This is a genomic window from Nocardioides sp. (assembly GCF_036374615.1).
In the GTDB taxonomy this organism is placed as follows: domain Bacteria; phylum Actinomycetota; class Actinomycetes; order Propionibacteriales; family Nocardioidaceae; genus Nocardioides.
Genome location: NZ_DASUTK010000030.1, coordinates 1 through 17192, shown reverse-complemented (window position 1 = coordinate 17192; position 17192 = coordinate 1). Strand labels below are relative to the sequence as shown.

The window sequence follows — 17192 nt, the reverse complement described above, 5'->3', positions numbered from 1 at the left end:
CGTCCTCATCGCGCGGCGTAGTCCTCCAGCATCCGGCGGCCGATGATCATCTTCTGGATGTCCGTGGTGCCTTCGCCGATCAGCATGAAGGCCGCCTCACGGTAGAGCCGCTCGATCTCGTACTCCCTGGAGTACCCGTAGCCGCCGTGGATCCGGAACGACGCCTCGACGACCTCGTTGCAGTACTCGCTGGCCACCATCTTCGCCATGCCCGCCTCGACGTCGTTGCGCTCACCGGAGTCCTTCTGCCGGGCGGCGCGGACCATCATGGAGTGGGCGGTCTCGACCTTGGTGGCCATCTCGGCGATCCGGAACAGGATCGCCTGGTGCTGCGCGATCGGCTTGCCGAACGTCTCACGCTGCTGCGCGTATGCGACGCCGAGCTCGAAGGCGCGGTTGGCGATGCCGCACGCGCGCGCAGCGACATTGACGCGACCGACCTCCACGCCGTCCATCATCTGGTAGAAGCCCTGGCCGGGCGCGTCTCCGAGTACCTGACCAGCTCCGATCCGGTGCCGGTCGAACACCATCTCCGTGGTGTCGATGCCCTTGTACCCCATCTTGTCGATCTTGCCGGGCACGGTCAGGCCCGGGGCCACCTCGCCGAAGCCGGGCTCCTTGTCGACGAGGAACGTGGTCAGGTTCTTGTAGACCGAGGCGGCCCCTTCGTCGGTCCTGGCCAGCACCGCCACCAGGTTCGACGAACCTCCGTTGGTCAGCCACATCTTCTGGCCGGTGATCTCGTAGCCGTCGCCCTCGCCGTCCGAGACGCGCGTTGCCTTGGTCTTGACCGCGGCGACGTCGGAGCCGAGTCCCGGCTCGGACATCGAGAACGCGCCCCGGACCTCGCCGGTGGCCAGCCGCGGGAGGTACTTCTGCTTCTGCTCCTCGGTGCCGTGGCGCATCAGCATGTAGGCGACGATGAAGTGAGTGTTGATCACGCCTGACACGCTCATCCAGCCGCGGGCGATCTCCTCGACGCACAGGGCGTAGGTGAGCAGCGACTCGCCCAGCCCGTCGTACTCCTCGGGGATCATCAGCCCGAAGATGCCGAGCTCCTTGAGGCCCTCGACGATCTCGGTGGGGTACTCGTCCGCGTGCTCGAGCTCGGTCGCGACCGGGAGGATCTTCTCCTCGACGAACGTACGGACCGCCTTGAGGATCTCCTGCTGGTCCTCGGTGAGGCCCTCGGTCTGGCACAAGCGGCCCATGGCAGTTCCCTTCGTGTGTCGGCGCGCCATCAGGCTACTGTCGGGCACGGCACGTCGACGCCTTCGTCCGGTGTGAGACTACGCACTGCGCGCGGTCTGCCGGGAGCACGGTGCCTGGCCCGGACGACCGTTGCTCTCAGTGCCGAAGCCGGGTGCTCGGGTGCATCAGAACCCGCCAGAACTTGAGCGCATCGCCGTCGTCAGTGTGATAATGGCGATCCCCCCGGCTGTCCGGAGCCAGCCTCCGGCTTCTTGAGACGGATGATACCCATGCCCGTGTCCCCCCTCCGCACCATGCGTCGCTCTGTCCGCACCGCCGCTCTCGTCGTGATCGCGGGGGTGCTCCTGCTCCCCCTCGGTGCGTCGCAGGCGCAGCCCGACCAGTCCACCGTGCCCGGCAAGAAGTTCGCTGCCTACGAGTACTGGTGGTATCCGATCTCCCACGTCGACCACTTCAACGAGGGCCTGCCCAAGTACTACGAAACGTACGGGACAGGGGGCGCCGAGGCCGACGTGCGCACTCAGAACGGCATGTTCACGATCATGAGCGATCGCCAGGGCAGCACCGGCGCCATCCTCCGTCGACACGCGCACGACCGCGGACGTTGGGAGATCCGACTTCGAGGCAAGCGGATCGAGACGGGCAACGCCGACTTCACGGTCGTCGCCGAACTGATCCCGGCCGGTAGTGCCGCGCAGCACTGTGGGGCCCGCAACATCGGGTTGGCCAGCTACCGGCCCACCGGCTCCACGATGCGGTTCTATGCGAGGACGCTCCCCGACAACGCGTTCACCAAGGCGCGACACAAGGTCAACCTTTCCAACGATTACTGGCACACCTACGGCGTCGAGGTGACTCCGCGGCGGATCTCCTGGTTCGTCGACGGCAAGGTGCGGGCCACGGAGCGCCGGGATGCCGCGCTGTCCGGAGTGCCGCTGGCGCTTCGTCTGGAGCTGAAGGCGGTTCCGAACACGACCATGAACCTGAGCCGGCTGCAGGTCGACACGGTCCGGTACTTCTCGCTGAAGAGCCCGAACCGGAAGTCGATCAAGGCCCCCAGGCTGAAGCGGGGGACGTACGCCGGCGCCTGCTGATCCGCGCTCGGCGTCGAACCGGGTCCGGGCCACGCGACCCCGGTCCTGGCGCCGGTGCGGTGTCACGCGGCCGCCGCTACGGCCTCACCTCTGTCGCGCGGCACGGCGCTGGGTGAGCTGATCCACGAGGAACTCGAGGCCGTCAAGGGCGGCCTCCAGTTGTTGGTCGGCCTCGACCTCGTCCGGCTCTCGCCCCTCGACGGGAGTACACCGCAGATCCTCGAGATCCCCCACCACGCGCGGGCCCAGGAGCCGGAGACGCTCGATGTCCTGGTCACCCCGAGCTGCGACCCAGTCGGCCCGATAGCCCAGCCGGGTGTCTCCTGCCCGGTTCGCCAGACCGCGCTTGGCCAGCAGCTGCTTGACCACGCGCTCGTACTGGCCCGGATCCAACGGCTTCTCCCGAGCCGCGAGCCGCTCGTTCAGCTGGCGGAGAACGAGGAGGGCCGCGAGCCCGAGCGAAGGGTTGGACGGCACCTCCAAGTCGATGTCCGTGGAGTCGATGCCCAGCACGGACGCGAAACGCTCCCACAGCACAGACGGGGGGGCACCCGGCGGCGGCACGGTGACCAGGGCCACGTTCTCCCGGCCCGCAGCGTCCTGCCAGACCCGGGTGATCCGCGGTGCGTCCTGACGGAACCAGAAGGAGCGACCGGGACCTCGGGACGTGCGGTCCTCGTCCCGCACCCCCGTGAGGTAGTCCGCCCAGGTCCGGGTCCCTTGGTTCTGGACCTGCTCCTGCCACATCGCGGGGATCGTGCGGGCCAGGTCCCGTACCGAGATGACCACCTCCACCCGGGCAGGCGCTAGGTCAGCGAGGATCTGCCGGGCCTTCCCTGGTCCCCGCGGGCCGAGAAACTCCATGGACAGCACGACCGTCCCGGGCCAGGCATCGATGTCGGCCATCAGGCTCCGCCACGGGCCGTCCTCCGCGAGCGGAGGCTGCTGCTCCCCGTCGCCGTGCGCGATGACGTCCCTCACCGCCTGCACCTGACGACGCCAGGGACTGGGGAACAGCACACCGTGGCTCCGCAGGGCGCGGCGGTTGTGGTGCAGCACCTGCTGAATGAAGCTGGTACCCGACTTCATCAGACCCACGTGCACGACCACCCGCTCAGCCATGGCGCCCGTTCGGGTCCACCGCCGGTTCCTCGAGCCGGGCCGCCGCGAGACGCATCACTTCTCCTTCGAGCTCCTCGACGACCCGGGTGAGGGCGGGGGCCTGCCGCCGATGCTCCGGCACCCCGCTCTCGAGCTCGTCGACCCGCTCAACCAGCTCGGCGATCGCCTGCACCCGGATCAACCGCCAGCGGAGCAGTGCGAGGGCCGCCTCCTGGGCCCTCACAGGCTGTCCCGACGGTAGGCGCGCAATGCCTGGGTGAGCAGCTCGGTGTCCTGGTGGTCGGCCGGGACGAGCAGCTCGGTGACGAGGTCGTGCAGCGCGGCCACCCGCTCCTGGAGCCGGCGTCCCTCCTGCAGCTGCTTCTCGAGCACGTCGAGCCGCTCGCTGAGCGCGTCGATGAGCGGCCGGCTGCGGCGGCCCGCGACGTCCACGACGACCGAGCCGCGCAGCGCCGGCGGCGTCGCCGCCACCGTGGCCCGCCCGGCGGCAGGCGGCGTGCGAGCCTCCCTCAGCTCGAGCAGGAGCTCGACGATCGCGCGGACGGCGACGTCGAGCAGCTCCTCGGCCGGCACCTCGCTCGGCATCCTGGCGTCCTCGGCGCGGGTGGCGCTGAGGTCGTCGAGATCGCCGTGGACCGACCACCCGGAGCGCCGGATGGTGGCGACCGCGTCGCGCGCGCGTTGCTCTGCCTCGGCGAGCTGGGCGTCGGTGATCCCCATCGGCTCGTCGTCGAGCGGTGCGAGCACCCGGTGCGCGAGCGTGTCGCGCAACCACCGACTCTGCTCCCGCGCGCCGCGGATGGGTCCGAGATCCTGTTCGTTCACGATGCGCAGTACCTCCGCTGCTGCGATGCCGAGCGATTCGTTCGCGAGTGGGACGTCGAGGTCGACGGCCACGTCCTGGAGGGAGCACGCCTCGGCGAAGCGGTCCCAGAGCACCCGGGGTGGCGCCCCCCGTCGGGGGGCGGTGACGATGTGGACCTGCTCCGGTGGCAGGTCCGCCCCCCAGCGCTGGGCGACCGAGGCGGGGTCCATGGTGCGCCAGCCCCACTCTGCCCGGGGTCCCTTCGACTCCGGAGGCGGCCGCCACTCCTCGAGCGGCACGGTCAACGCGAACTTGAGGCGCTCCTGCCACGCCGACGGCACCGCTCGACCGAGGTCGCGGCAGGTGATGACGACGTGGACCTCGCACCCGTCGAGGCTCGCGATCGCCTGAGCCGCCTGCCGCCGCCTCGCCGCTGAGAACAGCTCGTAGCTGATGATCGCGCTGTGACCCGGGAACGCCCGGACCTCCTCGACCAGTCGGTCCCAGGCCCGCGACGCCCGCTCGGGGAGCTTGGCCAGCCGTCGGTCCTCCCGAACCACGAACCCCGCGTGCACGAGATCACCGTGGGTGCGCCCCGCGACGAGAACGCCTTGGTCGGCCAGCCGCTGCTGGTTGTGCCGCAGGACGCGCTGCAGGTAGGTCGTGCCCGACTTCGGGCTCCCGACGTGGAGATAGACGCGCTGGGTCATGTGGAGTCCCCACGGAATGGGGGGATGGAGGAGCGCGGCGGCAGAGGCCCGCGATTGCGTGGGGTGCTCATGCCCACTCCGCGACCAGGTGCCACGACGGTCGGTGTCGGCCGAGGTCGGGGGCCGGGCGTGTCGCCCGGTCCGCGAGGACCACTCGCCCACCGGCTTCCTCTACCCGACGGCGTACGTCGTCGGGGTCGACGAGGAAACGCAGCGGATAGAGCCGCTGCGGGTTGTCGCGCTCGGGGTCGGGCTCGTCGGTGAACTCGAGGTAGGCCCGGCCCCCTTCACGCAGCACCATTCCCATCAGCCGCCAGAACGCCTCGAGTCCCCGGGCCTGGAATGAACCGAGCACGAACCGGGCGAGGAACACGCGCGGCGGCCGCGGTCGACGCAGCTGCAGCGCCCCGAGCGTCATGACGTCCCGCAGGTCGTACAGGTTGCTCACGCCGAAGTGGAGCGGCAGGCCATCGGCGCGGGTGCGACGGTTCGCCGCCCCGAACGAGTGCCGCGCGAAGTCGAAGGCGTTGACCCGGTGGCCACGCATCCCGAGGGCGACGGCATCGGAGCCGTTGCCGGCTCCGACCTCCAGCACGCTCACCGGCTCGGCGTGGTCGGCCATCACACGCTCCGCCAGCTCCGATGCCGGCGCGAGCTCCTGGTGGTGGTTCCACCACGCCTCCCACCCGCGCCGGGCCGTCATCATGTTGCCGAACCAGCCATCGAACCGGGCGATGGTGCCCTTGTCCGGCTCGTGCCGGAAGGAGGGGTCCGGGACCCGCCAGCCGGGACCGTACGACGCCGCGAGCAGCACGTCGGGCTGGGCAGGCGCGGGAAGCTCAAGCCCCTCGAACTCGATCGTCGCCAGGGGCAGGATCGCCTCTCGCGGGATCGGCTCGCGCAGTGTCGCGGTCTCGTGAAGCACGCCGTCGACGTAGAAGCAGGCGTACACGTCGATCCCGAGCGGCGCGCCGTCCGGTCCGGGGAACAGGACTGTGACGAAGCTGCCGGACTTCAAGGTCGTGGCGAGCCCGCGCCGCGCGAAGGCTCGCTGGATGTCGTAGATCTCCCGGTTGATCTCCGCCGGGGTCCCTTTCTCACTCAGGTACAGCAGATCGGAGTCGGAGTCGTGCCCGATCGCCTTGCCGGCACGTGCAGCGCCGAGCAGCGTGCCGAACGCCAACCACGCGTCGATGCCGCAGTCCTCGTGCAGGATCTGGATCACCTGTCGGGTGCGCTCCCCCAGCTCCCGGGTGACCTCCGCACCGCGGCTGGCGAAGGGCCGCTGCATGATGCCCCACTTGTCGATCACGACCGGACGACCCTCGGAGTCGACCAACCGGATCTGCCCCTCACCGGAGCCGAACCGGACCCGGCCGACGTCGATCGTCCGGGGCTCGCTGCCGTCAGCGGGCCCCACCTCGCGCAGCGTGATGTCGGCGTACCCGTCGAGCCAGCGCCGCAGCGCGCGCGGCCAGCGCACCAGGTGCCGAGCGCGGTTGGTGCCGTCGAGCGTGAACGACCAGACGGGTTCTCCGTCGAACAGGACGTCGAAGGCCCCGGCCGTCCGCGACGGTACGGTGATGCCGTCCTGGTCGGCGCGAACCTTCACTGCCACCCTTCCCGCACCTCCCGGCCCGTCGGTGCTCCTGCCGTGCTCGCGCACAGCCTGCCACGTCCGACCACGACCGGACCGGACAGGTCAGGGGACGCGCACCCTCACCCGGAGCACGGCGTGGTCGGTCATGAGCTTCACCAGCGGGGTGCGGTCCTCGCGGTAGCGGGAGAAGGCCACGTCCTTGCTGCCGTAGATCCAGTCGACCCGCAGCTTGCCGCTCGGGGGGTAGCACCGGCCGCCGGAGTAGCTGCCGCCGCGCGGCGCGACCAGGCCGAGCTTGCCGGTGATCTCGCAGAACGCTCGCTGACGCTCGTTGAAGTCGCCGAGGAGGAACACCGGCTGGCCCCTGCCCACGACCCGCTTGAGCCGCTTGATCTCGCGTCGGACGGCCGTGTTGCGCTGCGACTGGTGGTCCTGAGGCGCGTTGTGGATGTTCATCACCCAGATCTTGCGGCCGGTCGCGCGGTGCTGGAGCTGCACGAGAGGCATGTACCGGGTCTGGGCGATGAACGGGATCGGCACCAGGTCCTGGGCGACCCGACGCCACACGTCCCTGCGCCAGGCGATCGTGGTCTGCAGGCCGCGGCCGCCCTGGCTGTCCCCGGGCCACACGGCGTACCGCGAGCCGGCGCCCTGGGTGAACCACCCGAGCTGGTCGCGCTGGAGCTCCTGGAAGCCGACGATGCCGGCTCGGACGGACCGCAGGTGGTCGATGCTCCACTCCGACCGGATCCGCGCCGGGCTGAACTCGCCGGCATCCTTGCGCGGCGAGGTGTGGTTGCTGCCGAGCACGTTGAAGGAGACCAGAGTGAAGCCGAACCCGTCCGAGGACGTGGCCGCGCCGCGCGGACTCGGGCGCGTGCCGGTCGGCCCGAGCTCACCGGTCTCGTCGGTCCCCCAGCACGACGGTGTCGAGGAGGCGTCGGCCAGCCCGCACCCGAACAGCCAGCCGAGCTCGAGCTGGGACCACTGCCGGTCCTCGAACATGGGGACCGGGTCGTTCGTCCGCTCCGTGTCGCCCAGCTGTCCGAACCGGCCGGTGCCCCAGCACCACAGCCGGCGGTCGGTGTCGAGGGCGCACGAGAAGTTCACGCCGGTGTCGACGGCCGACCAGAGACGTTCTCCCGGCAACGGTTGCGGGGTCGGCGACCCGCCGAAGCCGTTGCTGCCCCCGAGCTGCCCACCCTCGTTGCCGCCCCAGCAGAGGAGCGCGCCACTGACCTTGAGACCGCAGGTGTGCGTCCAGGCGGGCTGCACTGTCACCCAGTCCGAGGCGTCGCCCACCCGGGCCGGGTTGATCCGGACCGTGTCCGTGCCGTCGCCGAGCTGACCCTTGATGTTGCGCCCCCAGCAGTACGCCGCTCCGGCCTGCGTGACACCGCACGTGTGCCACCCGCCCGCGGCTATCTCGCTCCAGACCAGGCCGCGCCTCACCCTGACCGGGAGGTACTGGTCCTTCTGGGAGCCGGCACCCAGCTGGCCGTAGTCGTTGTCCCCCCAGCACCAGGCGGACCCGTCGGCCCGCGTCGCGCAGGTGTGGACCCACCCGCTGGCCACTGACACCCAGTCACTCGCCGTCCCGACCCGGACCGGCTTGGTCTTGTCCTGCCGACCCCCGGTTCCCAGCTGACCGCGGTAGTTGAGGCCCCAGCACCACAGCGTCCCGTTCTCGCGGACGCCGCAGGTGTGCATCCCGCCGGCGGACACCTGGGTCCAGTCGGTGGCTGCACCGACCTGTCGTGGCGTCGGTCCACCCGTGTGGTCACCCGTGCCGAGCTGCCCGTAGAAGTTGGCACCCCAGCACCAGACGGTGCCGTTGCCGCGGAGCTGGCAGGTGTGCCGACCGCCCGAGCTGACCTCGGACCTGGCGCCGGCTACGACGGTCACGGTCAGCGATCCGGGCATCTTGCGCGCGACGTCAGCCGAGGTCGAGTTGCGCACGGTGTAGCCGACCTCGAAGGTCCCGGTCTGGGCCGGGGTACCGCTCAGCACGCCGCGGGCGGTGAGCCGCAGGCCCGACGGCAAGGCCGACGTCGCCGCGAACCGCAGCGCGGCCCTGGCCTGGTCGGCCACCTTGACCCGCACCCGCTGGTTCATCAGGAGTCCGGCCTGACCCTCGACCTGCTGACCGGTGAGGGGCTTGGGCCACAACGCGAGCCGGGTGCCGTGGCGGGTTGCGAGCGTCGCGAGGCGTGCCGAGCCGGCCGCAGCGCTGTAGCGCCGGTGGATCTGCTGTGCCGTGCGGAACCGGGTCGGGCCCAGGTCGCAGGCGACGTCGCCGCGGGTGCAGACGGACACCAAGGGGGCGTGCCAGTCGGGGTCGGGAACCGCTGGCGTCGGCCGCCACGATCGACGCGCACTCACACCTTCGGCAGCTCGGGGGGCGGCCGGGTCGCCGATGATCCGACCACGCGACCCTGACACGCGCGCGGGATCGCCGACCAGCACCACGGCGACCGTCCGGGGCGGGAGCGAGGCATCGGCCTGGTTCAGGTAGCGGTGCACCGCCTCCGCCCCCTGGGAGTGCCCCACGAGGTACACGAGCTGGTCCGGACACGCGGCCACGGCGGCAGCGATCGTGCTCCCGATGCTCGTGACCAGGCCGGGGACGGAGGAGCGCCAGGTCTTCCAGGCCGCCCGGGTCACCGCCCTCTCGGCGGGCGTACGCGGCGTGCCCCGGCCCCGCAGCGCTGTCGGCGGCAGGGTGTCGGCCGCGACGACCGCGGTCGTCACCGACCGGCCCACCGCCTCGGCCGCGGCGACCACGGGCTCGACGTACGCCGTCAGCGTCGGACCGGGGCTGGTGCTCCCTCCGGGCACTTGGCGTGCGCCGGGAACGGCGACGAGCACCGCGTCGGCGCACTCCGGCACCGCGCCGACCGTCTCGGCCCCGGGCCGCTCACGGTCGCCGGCGCCCCAGCCGCCGGGCAGCACGACGAGGATCGACCCGGCCACAGCAACCACCACGGCCACCGCGAGGGCGGTCACGAGGGTGCGCGGAACGGGGGGGACGGGGGGAAGCAGACGGCGCACGGGTACGCCCCTTCATTGCTCTGGGTCGGCTCTGTGAGTCACATTGGTCACACAAGTCCCAGAGATGGTAACCCGGCACACCGGTCTCCGCCCCCGAATCGGCCCGATCCCGCTCACGCGGTCACGGACCCGGGAGAGGTCACGGCATCAGCGAGCGGTGCCGGCCTGCCGCACGGGCAGGCCCAGCTCCTCCTTGATCAACGCGTAGGGGTCGACGCCGCGGGAGCGTGCCGACCGGAGCGTGGCCGTGGACGACGACGGCGGAGGCGGGTTGTTGAACAGGTAGTCGACCCACCGGGCGTAGACGCCTTCGGCTCCATCGCGCCGGATCTGGAAACCCTGCTCGTCGCTCAGCTTCGCCAAACCGGACCAGTTCTCCGAGCCCTGCCAGGAGATCCGGGTGCTGCGGTCGTTCCCGTACCAGCCGCTGACCGCCAGCACCTTCGAGTGGAGGTAGCGGTCGTAGACGCCGTCACCCGTCCAGTCGTTCACGATCTGCTGGATCGGGACCCGGCCACGCGTGGTGTGTCGCAGGATACCCAGCGCCCGCTTGCCCATGAGGGCGTAGACGATCCGGATGTTGCAGCCGGCCTCCCACTTGCGACGCAGGATCTTGGCGATCTCGACGCCCCGGTCGTTGATGATCGCGTCCTGCGCGATCCGGATCCGGGTCCGACCGTTGATGCCGGTTCCGCCACGTGCGCCCCTGCACGTGATCCGCTTCAAGTCCCTCATCACGCGGTCGCCCTTGGCGTTCTTGCCACTCCACGGGTAGACGTAGCCCACGAGGTCCCTGCCGCGGAACGCCCGATACGCCCGGGCCACAGGCTTGTCACGGGCTGACTCGTTGAATGCGTTGACGAAGCCCCGGTAGATCGGCTTGCTGCCGACCGACGTGTAGAGGTCGTTCCACTGGTCCCTCACAGCGACCTCGGTGGCGTTGGCCGAGGTCGACATCACGACCCGAGGAGCGCGCCCGACCTTGGAGAAGATGAAGATCTTGGAGTGGGCGATGCCGCGCCTGCCGCGGCACGAGCGATCGCACGCGCGTGCCCAGCTCCGGTACCGCTTGCCCACGCGGGCCCCCTTGGGTCGCTTGGCGCGCAACGCGCGACGGAGCTGCCCGTAGTCCCGGTTGCCCTCGGCCTTGCCCTGCGCCATCAGCAACCGCACGCTCACACCGCGCCGGTGGGCGCGGATCAGCTTGTCGACGAAGCTGGGGCTCGCGACGTTCCAGCTGATGATGCGGATGAACTGCCTGCGCCGCGTGCTTCCGATGCTCCGGATGATGTGGTTGAGCAGCTTGCGGCGGTCGGCGCGGCGCGGGTCGGTGTGGATGACGCCGCTCCTCGGTGAGTACGGTCGCCGCTTGCTCTGCTCGGCCACGGGCTGGGCGGAGATGAGCGCCTGCCCGGCCTGCGTGGACTGGACGGCTGGCGCCGCGATGGCGCCCGCCGTGGCCCGCACGGTGGGCACGGCAGTCTCCGCCCGCGGCGCGGCGGACGCCGGCACACTCGCCAGGGTGACGGTCACCGCCAGCGCTGTGGTGGCTGCCACCGGTCCCAGGAAACGGCGTAGTTCTTTCACGTTCTGGCTGATCCCCACATCAATCCCATCGTCTCGTCGGGCAGGGCGCAGGTCCGAGCGCATCCAGCGCTGCAGCGGCCCCCGTTCGATCACTCACCCGCAGGCGCGCACCGCCCGGCGGTACTGGTCGCTCTCCTGCAGCGACGTACCGACGTCGTTCACGACGGCGCCCTTGGCGCCGTAGTAGCGGTCCCCGTACACGATCAACACCTGTCCCGAGTCGCACCTGGTGGCCTCTGCGTCCACCCAGGCGTCTCCATCGACACAGCCCTTGTAGCTGCCCGGGATCGCTTGACCGTCGACCCACACCTCAGCACACGCCGGGCCATCGGGCACGTCGGACTGAGAGGGGCTCACGCTGGCCTCGGGAGTCGACGTCGACCCCACGGCGGCCTGGTCGTCCGGGGTCTCCTCGCCGCAGCCACCCAGCCAGACGCCGAGGAGGCTGCAGAGCAGGAGCACTCCAGCACGACTCATGCAACTACGGTAACAAAGGCCACGCCGATCACAGCGATTCAGACGACACCCCAGAATCGTTCCGGGATCGACACCATCGGCTGGTTCCGCATCGCGTTGTGCTGCCGACGGCCGTGGGCCCGGAAGTGGCCCCCCTCGCCCTCGCGGACGATGTCCGAGAGCACCTGCGGCCGGGTCCGGTAGGGCGCCACCGCGGCGGGGTCGACGCCGTGCGTGATCTCGTCGAGCAGGTCGACCAGGTCGTCGCCTGCGAACTGCCAGGTGGTGGCGGCGGCTCGCCCCTCGCTGTCCGCCAGCGTCTTGCGGTGGTCACCGGTCACGCGCAGGTGATCCCGTTCAGCGAACTTCAGGTGGAACAGGTAGAGGTCCGGGTCGATCTCGAACGGGATCGTCATGCCGTGCGACCCCGCCACCCACGGCGCCGTCGTGCGTTTCAGGGCGGGCTTGCACATGAGCGGGATGAACTTCGCCCATCGACGTTGCCCCAGAACAGGTCGGTCCGGGTCGAGGCTCGGCTCGCGCTGCGGGTCGTGCACCACGTTGAGCGCCTGGGCACCGAGCACCGGCACGTCGGGCCGCTTCGCCAGCAGGTCGACCAGGCCCTCATGCCGGTCAGGATCGGCGACGAGGAACTCGTCGGCGTCAGCGAACAGCACGGCGTCGTAGGCCTCGAGGAGGCCGGCCGCGATCCGGCTCACCATCCGCATCCGGGTCTGCTCGAAATGCTTGTTGCCCCACGAGGGGATCCGGATCACCGAGCACGGCAGGTCCTCGGTGGACCCGTCGCTCGTGTTGTCGTCGATGACGTAGAGATGGTCCGTGCCGCACTCCCGGCCGTAGTGGGCTAGCCACCGTGGCAGCATCACCCGCTCGTCGCGGACCATGGTCATCGCGGCGAGCCGCGGCTCCGGATCGCTGCTCCGCCGGGTGGAGCGGAACCTCACCGCAGGCTCAGCCGGGCGAACAACGCGGCGTGGTCGGTGATGTAAGGCACCGGGGCGGCGCGCGTGACGTCCCAGGAGTTCACACTGAATGCCTCCGAGGCGAAGATCCAGTCCACCCGCATCGGCTGCGGCGGCGGGAAGCAGTAGCCGCCGCCGACCGCGCTCTGGAGCGTGGTCGCGGTGAAGTCGCAGAGGGCTTCCTGCTTCTCGTTGAAGTCCCCGGTGACGATGATCGGGATGCCGGTCGCCTCGAGCTCACGGACCTTCGCGATCTCGATCGCCTCGGCACGCTCGCGCTCGGCCTCCATGCCGTTGGGGGAGTTGTGGATGTTCATGACCCAGATCTCGGCACCGGTCGAGACGTGAGCGAGCTTGACCACGGGCGCGGGACGCTGCTGGCCGCTGAACGGGATCGTGACGGTGTGCGCCTCCACCAGGCTCCAGACGCCGGTGTCCCACGCGACGGTGGTGGGGATCCCGGCCGAGCCGACGGCGGTACCGGGGTAGACGCCATACCCGGGAGCGTTGTTGGTGAAGACGGCGAGCTGGTCGCGCTGGATCTCTGAGAACCCGATGATGCTGGCGCCGCGCGCGAGGAGCATCTGGGTCGCGCTGTGGGCCCGGCTCGTGCCCGGGGCGAAGCCACCCTTGCCGCCCTTGGTGTGGTTGCTGCCGAGGATGTTGAGCATCGCGACGCCGAAGTCGGGGATCGAGGGCGGGGCCTGCTGGGCCTTCTCCGCGCGCTTGGCGAGGTCCAGCCGCTTCTTCTTCTTCGGCTCGGGTGCGGGCTCGATGCGCACCGCCTCGACCACCCGATAGCGCGCCGGAGCCGCTGCCTCCGGCTCGCTCGCCGGAGGATCTGACGACGACGACGTGCCCTCGGCGACCTCCCCCGGGTCGGATGACTTCGCCGAGACCGGGTCGGCCTTCAGCGCTGCCGAACCCTGGCCGATCGCACCTCCGGAGAGCACACCCACTCCCAGGACCGCCAGCACGAGCGCGACACCCAGCAACGCGACGGACAGGGGCTTCGAGGGTGTCGTGAGCCGCAGGCCCTCAGAGTCTAGATGGCGCGGCTGAGGGCGCCGAGGGCTGCGGGGCATGCAGCCATGGTAGTCACCTCGGCGCGCGCCCGCTGACGGGTCCTGGAGGTGCTGTGACCGCTAGCGTTGGACGCGTGAGCACCGCTCCCGTCCGCGTGTACGCCGCCCGCCTGGTCGGCCTGCCGATCTTCGACCCCCAGGGGGACCAGGTCGGCAAGGTTCGCGACCTCGTGGTCGCGGTGCGCTCGGAGGTGAATCAGCCGCGGGTGCTCGGCATGGTGGCCGAGGTCTTCGGACGCCGCCGGATCTTCGTGCCGATGACCCGGGTCACCAACATCGACAGCGGTCAGGTCTACACGACCGGGCTGCTCAACATGCGCCGGTTCGAGCAACGACCGACCGAGACCCTCGTGATCGGGCAGATGCTCGAGCGGCAGGTGACCATCCCCGGCTCGGGAGTCCGGGGAACCGTCTACGACGTTGGGATGGAGCAGGCGCGCAACCGGGACTGGGTGCTCTCCCGGGTAGCGGTGCAGGAGCCCGGGCGCTTCCGCCGTCGTGGCCAGACCCACGTCGTGGAGTGGAGCGAGGTCGAGGGGCTCACGCGCCGTGACGAGACGCAGGGCGCGACCCTGCTGATCGCGCAGCTGTCCGACATGAAGCCGGCCGACGCTGCACAGGTGCTGCACGACCTGCCCCGCGAGCGTCGCGCGGCAGTCGTGGCCGACATGGACGACGAGCGGCTCGCCGACGTCCTGGAGGAGCTGCCCGAGGAGGACCAGGTCGAGATCCTCAATCACCTCGACGCCGAGCGGGCGGCCGACGTGCTGGAGGAGATGTCACCCGACGACGCGGCCGACCTGATCGCCGACCTCGCACCGGAGACCGCGGCGACGCTCCTGGAGCTGATGGAGTCGGAGGACGCCGAGGACGTCAAGCGGCTGATGTCGTACGCCGAGGAGACGGCCGGCGGCATGATGACTCCGGAGCCGGTGATCCTGGGGCCGCAGGCGACCGTCGCGGACGCGCTCGCCCACATCCGCAACCCCGACCTGCCGGTGTCGCTGGCCGCGATGGTCTACGTGTGCCGCCAGCCGCTGGAGACCCCGACCGGGCGGCTGCTCGGCTGCGCCCACGTGCAGCGGCTGCTGCGCGAGCCGCCCTCGTCGCTGGCGGCCGCGGCGATCGACACCAGCCTGGACGCGCTGCGCCCCGAAGCGACGATCGACGAGGTCGCAGCCCACCTCGCGACGTACAACCTCGTCGCCTGCCCCGTCGTCGACGAGGCGGGCCGGCTGCTCGGCGCGGTCACGGTCGACGACCTGCTCGACCACATGCTCCCGGAGAACTGGCGCGACCACGAGCCCGGCGGGACGGTGACCCATGGCTGAGCGTCGAGCGCGTCTGGACACCCCCCAGGACGTCCGGCGTCCGCTGGTGCGGCGCCCCACGTACGACGCGGACGCGTTCGGCTCGTTCGCCGAGCGGTTCGCGCGGTTCATGGGGACAGCCCGGTTCCTGCTGTACATGACCGGGTTCGTGGCGATCTGGCTGCTGTGGAACTGGCTGGCGCCGGAGGACGTCGCCTGGGATCTCTACCCGTTCATCTTCCTCACGCTGATGCTGAGCCTCCAGGCGTCGTACGCCGCGCCGTTGATCCTGCTCGCACAGAACCGGCAGGAGGACCGCGACCGGGTGATCGCCGAGCGCGACCGGCAGGCCAACGCGCGGGCGCACGCCGACATGGAGTTCCTCGCCCGGGAGGTCGCCTCGCTGCGGATGGCGATCGGCGAGGTGGCGACCCGCGACTACATCCGCTCGGAGCTGCGAGCGTTGCTGTCCGAGCTCGACGAGCGCGCCGCCAAGGCGGACCCGGGCCGGCCCGACTCCGCGCGCGACCCGGACGCAGCCGGAGAGGCCGAGACCACTCCAGACGGCTGAGGGCCACCCGCGGGTCGGTCCGGCAGCCGCCTGCCAACTACCCTGGGTCTCATCATGAGTACCTCCCTCGTCGACCGCGTCAACGCTGCACTCGGCACCGTCCAGGATCCCGAGATCAAGCGCCCGATCACCGACCTCGGCATGGTCGAGTCGGTCGAGGTGTCCGACGACGGCCTGGTCCGGTTGACCGTGCTGCTGACCGTCGCCGGCTGCCCCCTCAAGGACACCATCAACCGCGACGTGACGACCGCGGTCGGCGCCGTCGACGGCGTCACCGGGGTGGAGCTCCAGCTCGGCGTGATGAGCGCGGAGCAGCGCGCCGGCCTCCAGGAGACGCTGCGGGGCGGCCAGGCGCAGCGCGAGATCCAGTTCGCCCAGCCCGGCTCGCTCACGCAGGTCTTCGCGATCGCCAGCGGCAAGGGTGGCGTCGGCAAGTCGTCGGTGACGGTCAACCTGGCGCTGGCGATGGCGGCGCAGGGCCGCAAGGTGGGGCTCGTGGACGCCGACATCTACGGACACAGCGTGCCGGCGATGCTCGGCGTCGCGGACCAGCGCCCGACCCAGGTCGAAGAGATGATCATGCCGGTGCCGACCGCCTCAGGCGTCTCGGTGATCTCGATCGGCATGCTCAAGCCGCGGCGCGACCAGGTGGTCGCCTGGCGCGGCCCGATGCTCGACCGGGCACTCGTGCAGATGCTCGCGGACGTGTACTGGGGCGACCTCGACGTCCTCCTGCTCGACCTTCCGCCCGGCACCGGCGACATGGCCATCTCGCTGGGCCAGCACCTGCCGGGGGCCGAGGTCCTCGTCGTGACCACCCCGCAGGAAGCGGCTGCCGAGGTGGCCGAGCGGGCGGGCACGATGGCGTCGATGATGCACCAGCGGGTCGTCGGCGTGCTGGAGAACATGAGCTACCTCCCGTGCCCGCACTGTGCCGAGCAGGGCACCGAGCACCGGATCGAGGTCTTCGGCACCGGCGGCGGGGAGCGCGTGGCCGCCACGCTCTCGAAGCGCTTCGGGTACGACGTGCCGGTGCTCGGCCAGGTACCGCTCGACCTGTCGCTGCGCGAGGGCGGCGACGTCGGCAAGCCGATCGTCGAGTCCGACCCGACGGCGCCGGCGGCGATCGTCCTGCGGTCGGTCGCCGAGCGACTCGCCGGGCGCGGTCGCGGTCTGGCCGGACGCCAGCTCGGGCTCACGCCCAGCAGTCAGCTCTGAGCCGGTAGGTTCTCTGCCGTGTTCGGGGTGGGGCTGCCGGAGTTCACGGTCATCGCACTGGTCGCGGTGATCGTCTTCGGCCCGGACAAGCTGCCGGAGTTCGCACGCCAGGCCGGCCGGTTCCTGCACCGGTTGAAGGTGTTCGCCACCGGCGCCCGGGACGAGCTGCGCAACGAGCTCGGTCCCGAGTTCAAGGACCTCGAGCTCCGCGACCTCGACCCGCGCTCCATCGTGCGCAAGCACGTCATGGAGGCCATGGAGGAGGCCGAGGCCGAGGCGGCCGCCGCCAAGCGGCGCGGGTCCCGCCCGCTGAGCAGCGGCGAGGCCCCGCCCTTCGACGTCGAGGCGACCTAACCCCATCGCGGCGTGTGCCTGAGAGTGCGCTCTG

General features: G+C 70.7%; 15 protein-coding genes. 5 read left to right on the top strand and 10 right to left on the bottom strand.

The genetic code is table 11. The features are described from left to right. Window positions 1-5 precede the first annotated feature (5 nt). Complete coding sequence (locus VFZ39_RS02445; protein WP_330864135.1) at window positions 6-1211, bottom strand: acyl-CoA dehydrogenase family protein; 1206 nt, start codon at window positions 1209-1211, stop codon at window positions 6-8. A 270-nt stretch (window positions 1212-1481) separates the two neighbouring features. On the opposite strand from VFZ39_RS02445, the gene VFZ39_RS02440 reads away from it, so the two are divergent. Beyond that, a complete protein-coding gene (locus VFZ39_RS02440; RefSeq protein ID WP_330864134.1) occupies window positions 1482-2306 on the top strand; it encodes a hypothetical protein in 825 nt (274 codons plus the stop codon). Between the two features lie 84 nt (window positions 2307-2390). Here the strand turns inward: VFZ39_RS02440 and VFZ39_RS02435 are convergent, their stop codons facing one another. From VFZ39_RS02435 to VFZ39_RS02395, 9 genes are all read right to left on the bottom strand, one after another. Beyond that, window positions 2391-3428 carry a hypothetical protein gene (locus tag VFZ39_RS02435; RefSeq protein ID WP_330864133.1) on the bottom strand — a complete coding sequence of 346 codons (1038 nt, stop codon included), beginning with the start codon at window positions 3426-3428 and terminating at the stop codon, window positions 2391-2393. Beyond that, the gene (locus VFZ39_RS02430; RefSeq protein ID WP_330864132.1) at window positions 3421-3651 is read right to left on the bottom strand and encodes a hypothetical protein; all 231 of its coding nucleotides are present in this window, start codon (window positions 3649-3651) and stop codon (window positions 3421-3423) included. The genes VFZ39_RS02435 and VFZ39_RS02430 overlap by 8 nt, the downstream gene beginning before the upstream one ends. After that, on the bottom strand, window positions 3648-4943 hold the full coding sequence (locus tag VFZ39_RS02425; RefSeq protein ID WP_330864131.1) for a DUF6752 domain-containing protein: 1296 nt from the start codon (window positions 4941-4943) through the stop codon (window positions 3648-3650). The genes VFZ39_RS02430 and VFZ39_RS02425 overlap by 4 nt, the downstream gene beginning before the upstream one ends. Before the next feature lie 67 nt (window positions 4944-5010). Next, window positions 5011-6561, bottom strand: coding sequence for a class I SAM-dependent methyltransferase (locus VFZ39_RS02420; protein WP_330864130.1), 1551 nt, complete (start codon window positions 6559-6561; stop codon window positions 5011-5013). An 84-nt stretch (window positions 6562-6645) separates the two neighbouring features. Further along, a complete protein-coding gene (locus tag VFZ39_RS02415) occupies window positions 6646-9549 on the bottom strand; it encodes a cutinase family protein (RefSeq protein ID WP_330864129.1) in 2904 nt (967 codons plus the stop codon). 192 nt (window positions 9550-9741) lie between these two features. Then, window positions 9742-11151, bottom strand: a complete 1410-nt coding sequence (locus tag VFZ39_RS02410) for a phospholipase D-like domain-containing protein (RefSeq protein WP_330864128.1) — start codon at window positions 11149-11151, stop codon at window positions 9742-9744. A 123-nt stretch (window positions 11152-11274) separates the two neighbouring features. Beyond that, a complete protein-coding gene (locus tag VFZ39_RS02405; protein WP_330864127.1) occupies window positions 11275-11658 on the bottom strand; it encodes a hypothetical protein in 384 nt (127 codons plus the stop codon). Between the two features lie 38 nt (window positions 11659-11696). Next, a complete protein-coding gene (locus tag VFZ39_RS02400) occupies window positions 11697-12602 on the bottom strand; it encodes a glycosyltransferase family 2 protein (protein ID WP_330864126.1) in 906 nt (301 codons plus the stop codon). Next, a complete protein-coding gene (locus VFZ39_RS02395) occupies window positions 12599-13705 on the bottom strand; it encodes an endonuclease/exonuclease/phosphatase family protein (RefSeq protein WP_330864125.1) in 1107 nt (368 codons plus the stop codon). Before VFZ39_RS02395 ends, VFZ39_RS02400 begins: the two co-directional genes overlap by 4 nt. Before the next feature lie 74 nt (window positions 13706-13779). Here VFZ39_RS02395 and VFZ39_RS02390 point away from each other — a divergent pair, with 74 nt between their 5' ends. The 4 genes from VFZ39_RS02390 to VFZ39_RS02375 are packed head-to-tail and all read left to right on the top strand — an operon-like array spanning window position 13780 to window position 17158. Next, complete coding sequence (locus VFZ39_RS02390) at window positions 13780-15036, top strand: magnesium transporter MgtE N-terminal domain-containing protein (RefSeq protein WP_330864124.1); 1257 nt, start codon at window positions 13780-13782, stop codon at window positions 15034-15036. Further along, window positions 15029-15586, top strand: a complete 558-nt coding sequence (locus VFZ39_RS02385; protein ID WP_330864123.1) for a DUF1003 domain-containing protein — start codon at window positions 15029-15031, stop codon at window positions 15584-15586. The genes VFZ39_RS02390 and VFZ39_RS02385 overlap by 8 nt, the downstream gene beginning before the upstream one ends. 54 nt (window positions 15587-15640) lie before the next feature. After that, window positions 15641-16804, top strand: a complete 1164-nt coding sequence (locus VFZ39_RS02380) for an Mrp/NBP35 family ATP-binding protein (protein ID WP_330864122.1) — start codon at window positions 15641-15643, stop codon at window positions 16802-16804. An 18-nt stretch (window positions 16805-16822) separates the two neighbouring features. Next, window positions 16823-17158, top strand: coding sequence for a sec-independent translocase (locus tag VFZ39_RS02375; RefSeq protein ID WP_330864121.1), 336 nt, complete (start codon window positions 16823-16825; stop codon window positions 17156-17158). The last annotated feature ends 34 nt before the right edge of the window (window positions 17159-17192 follow it).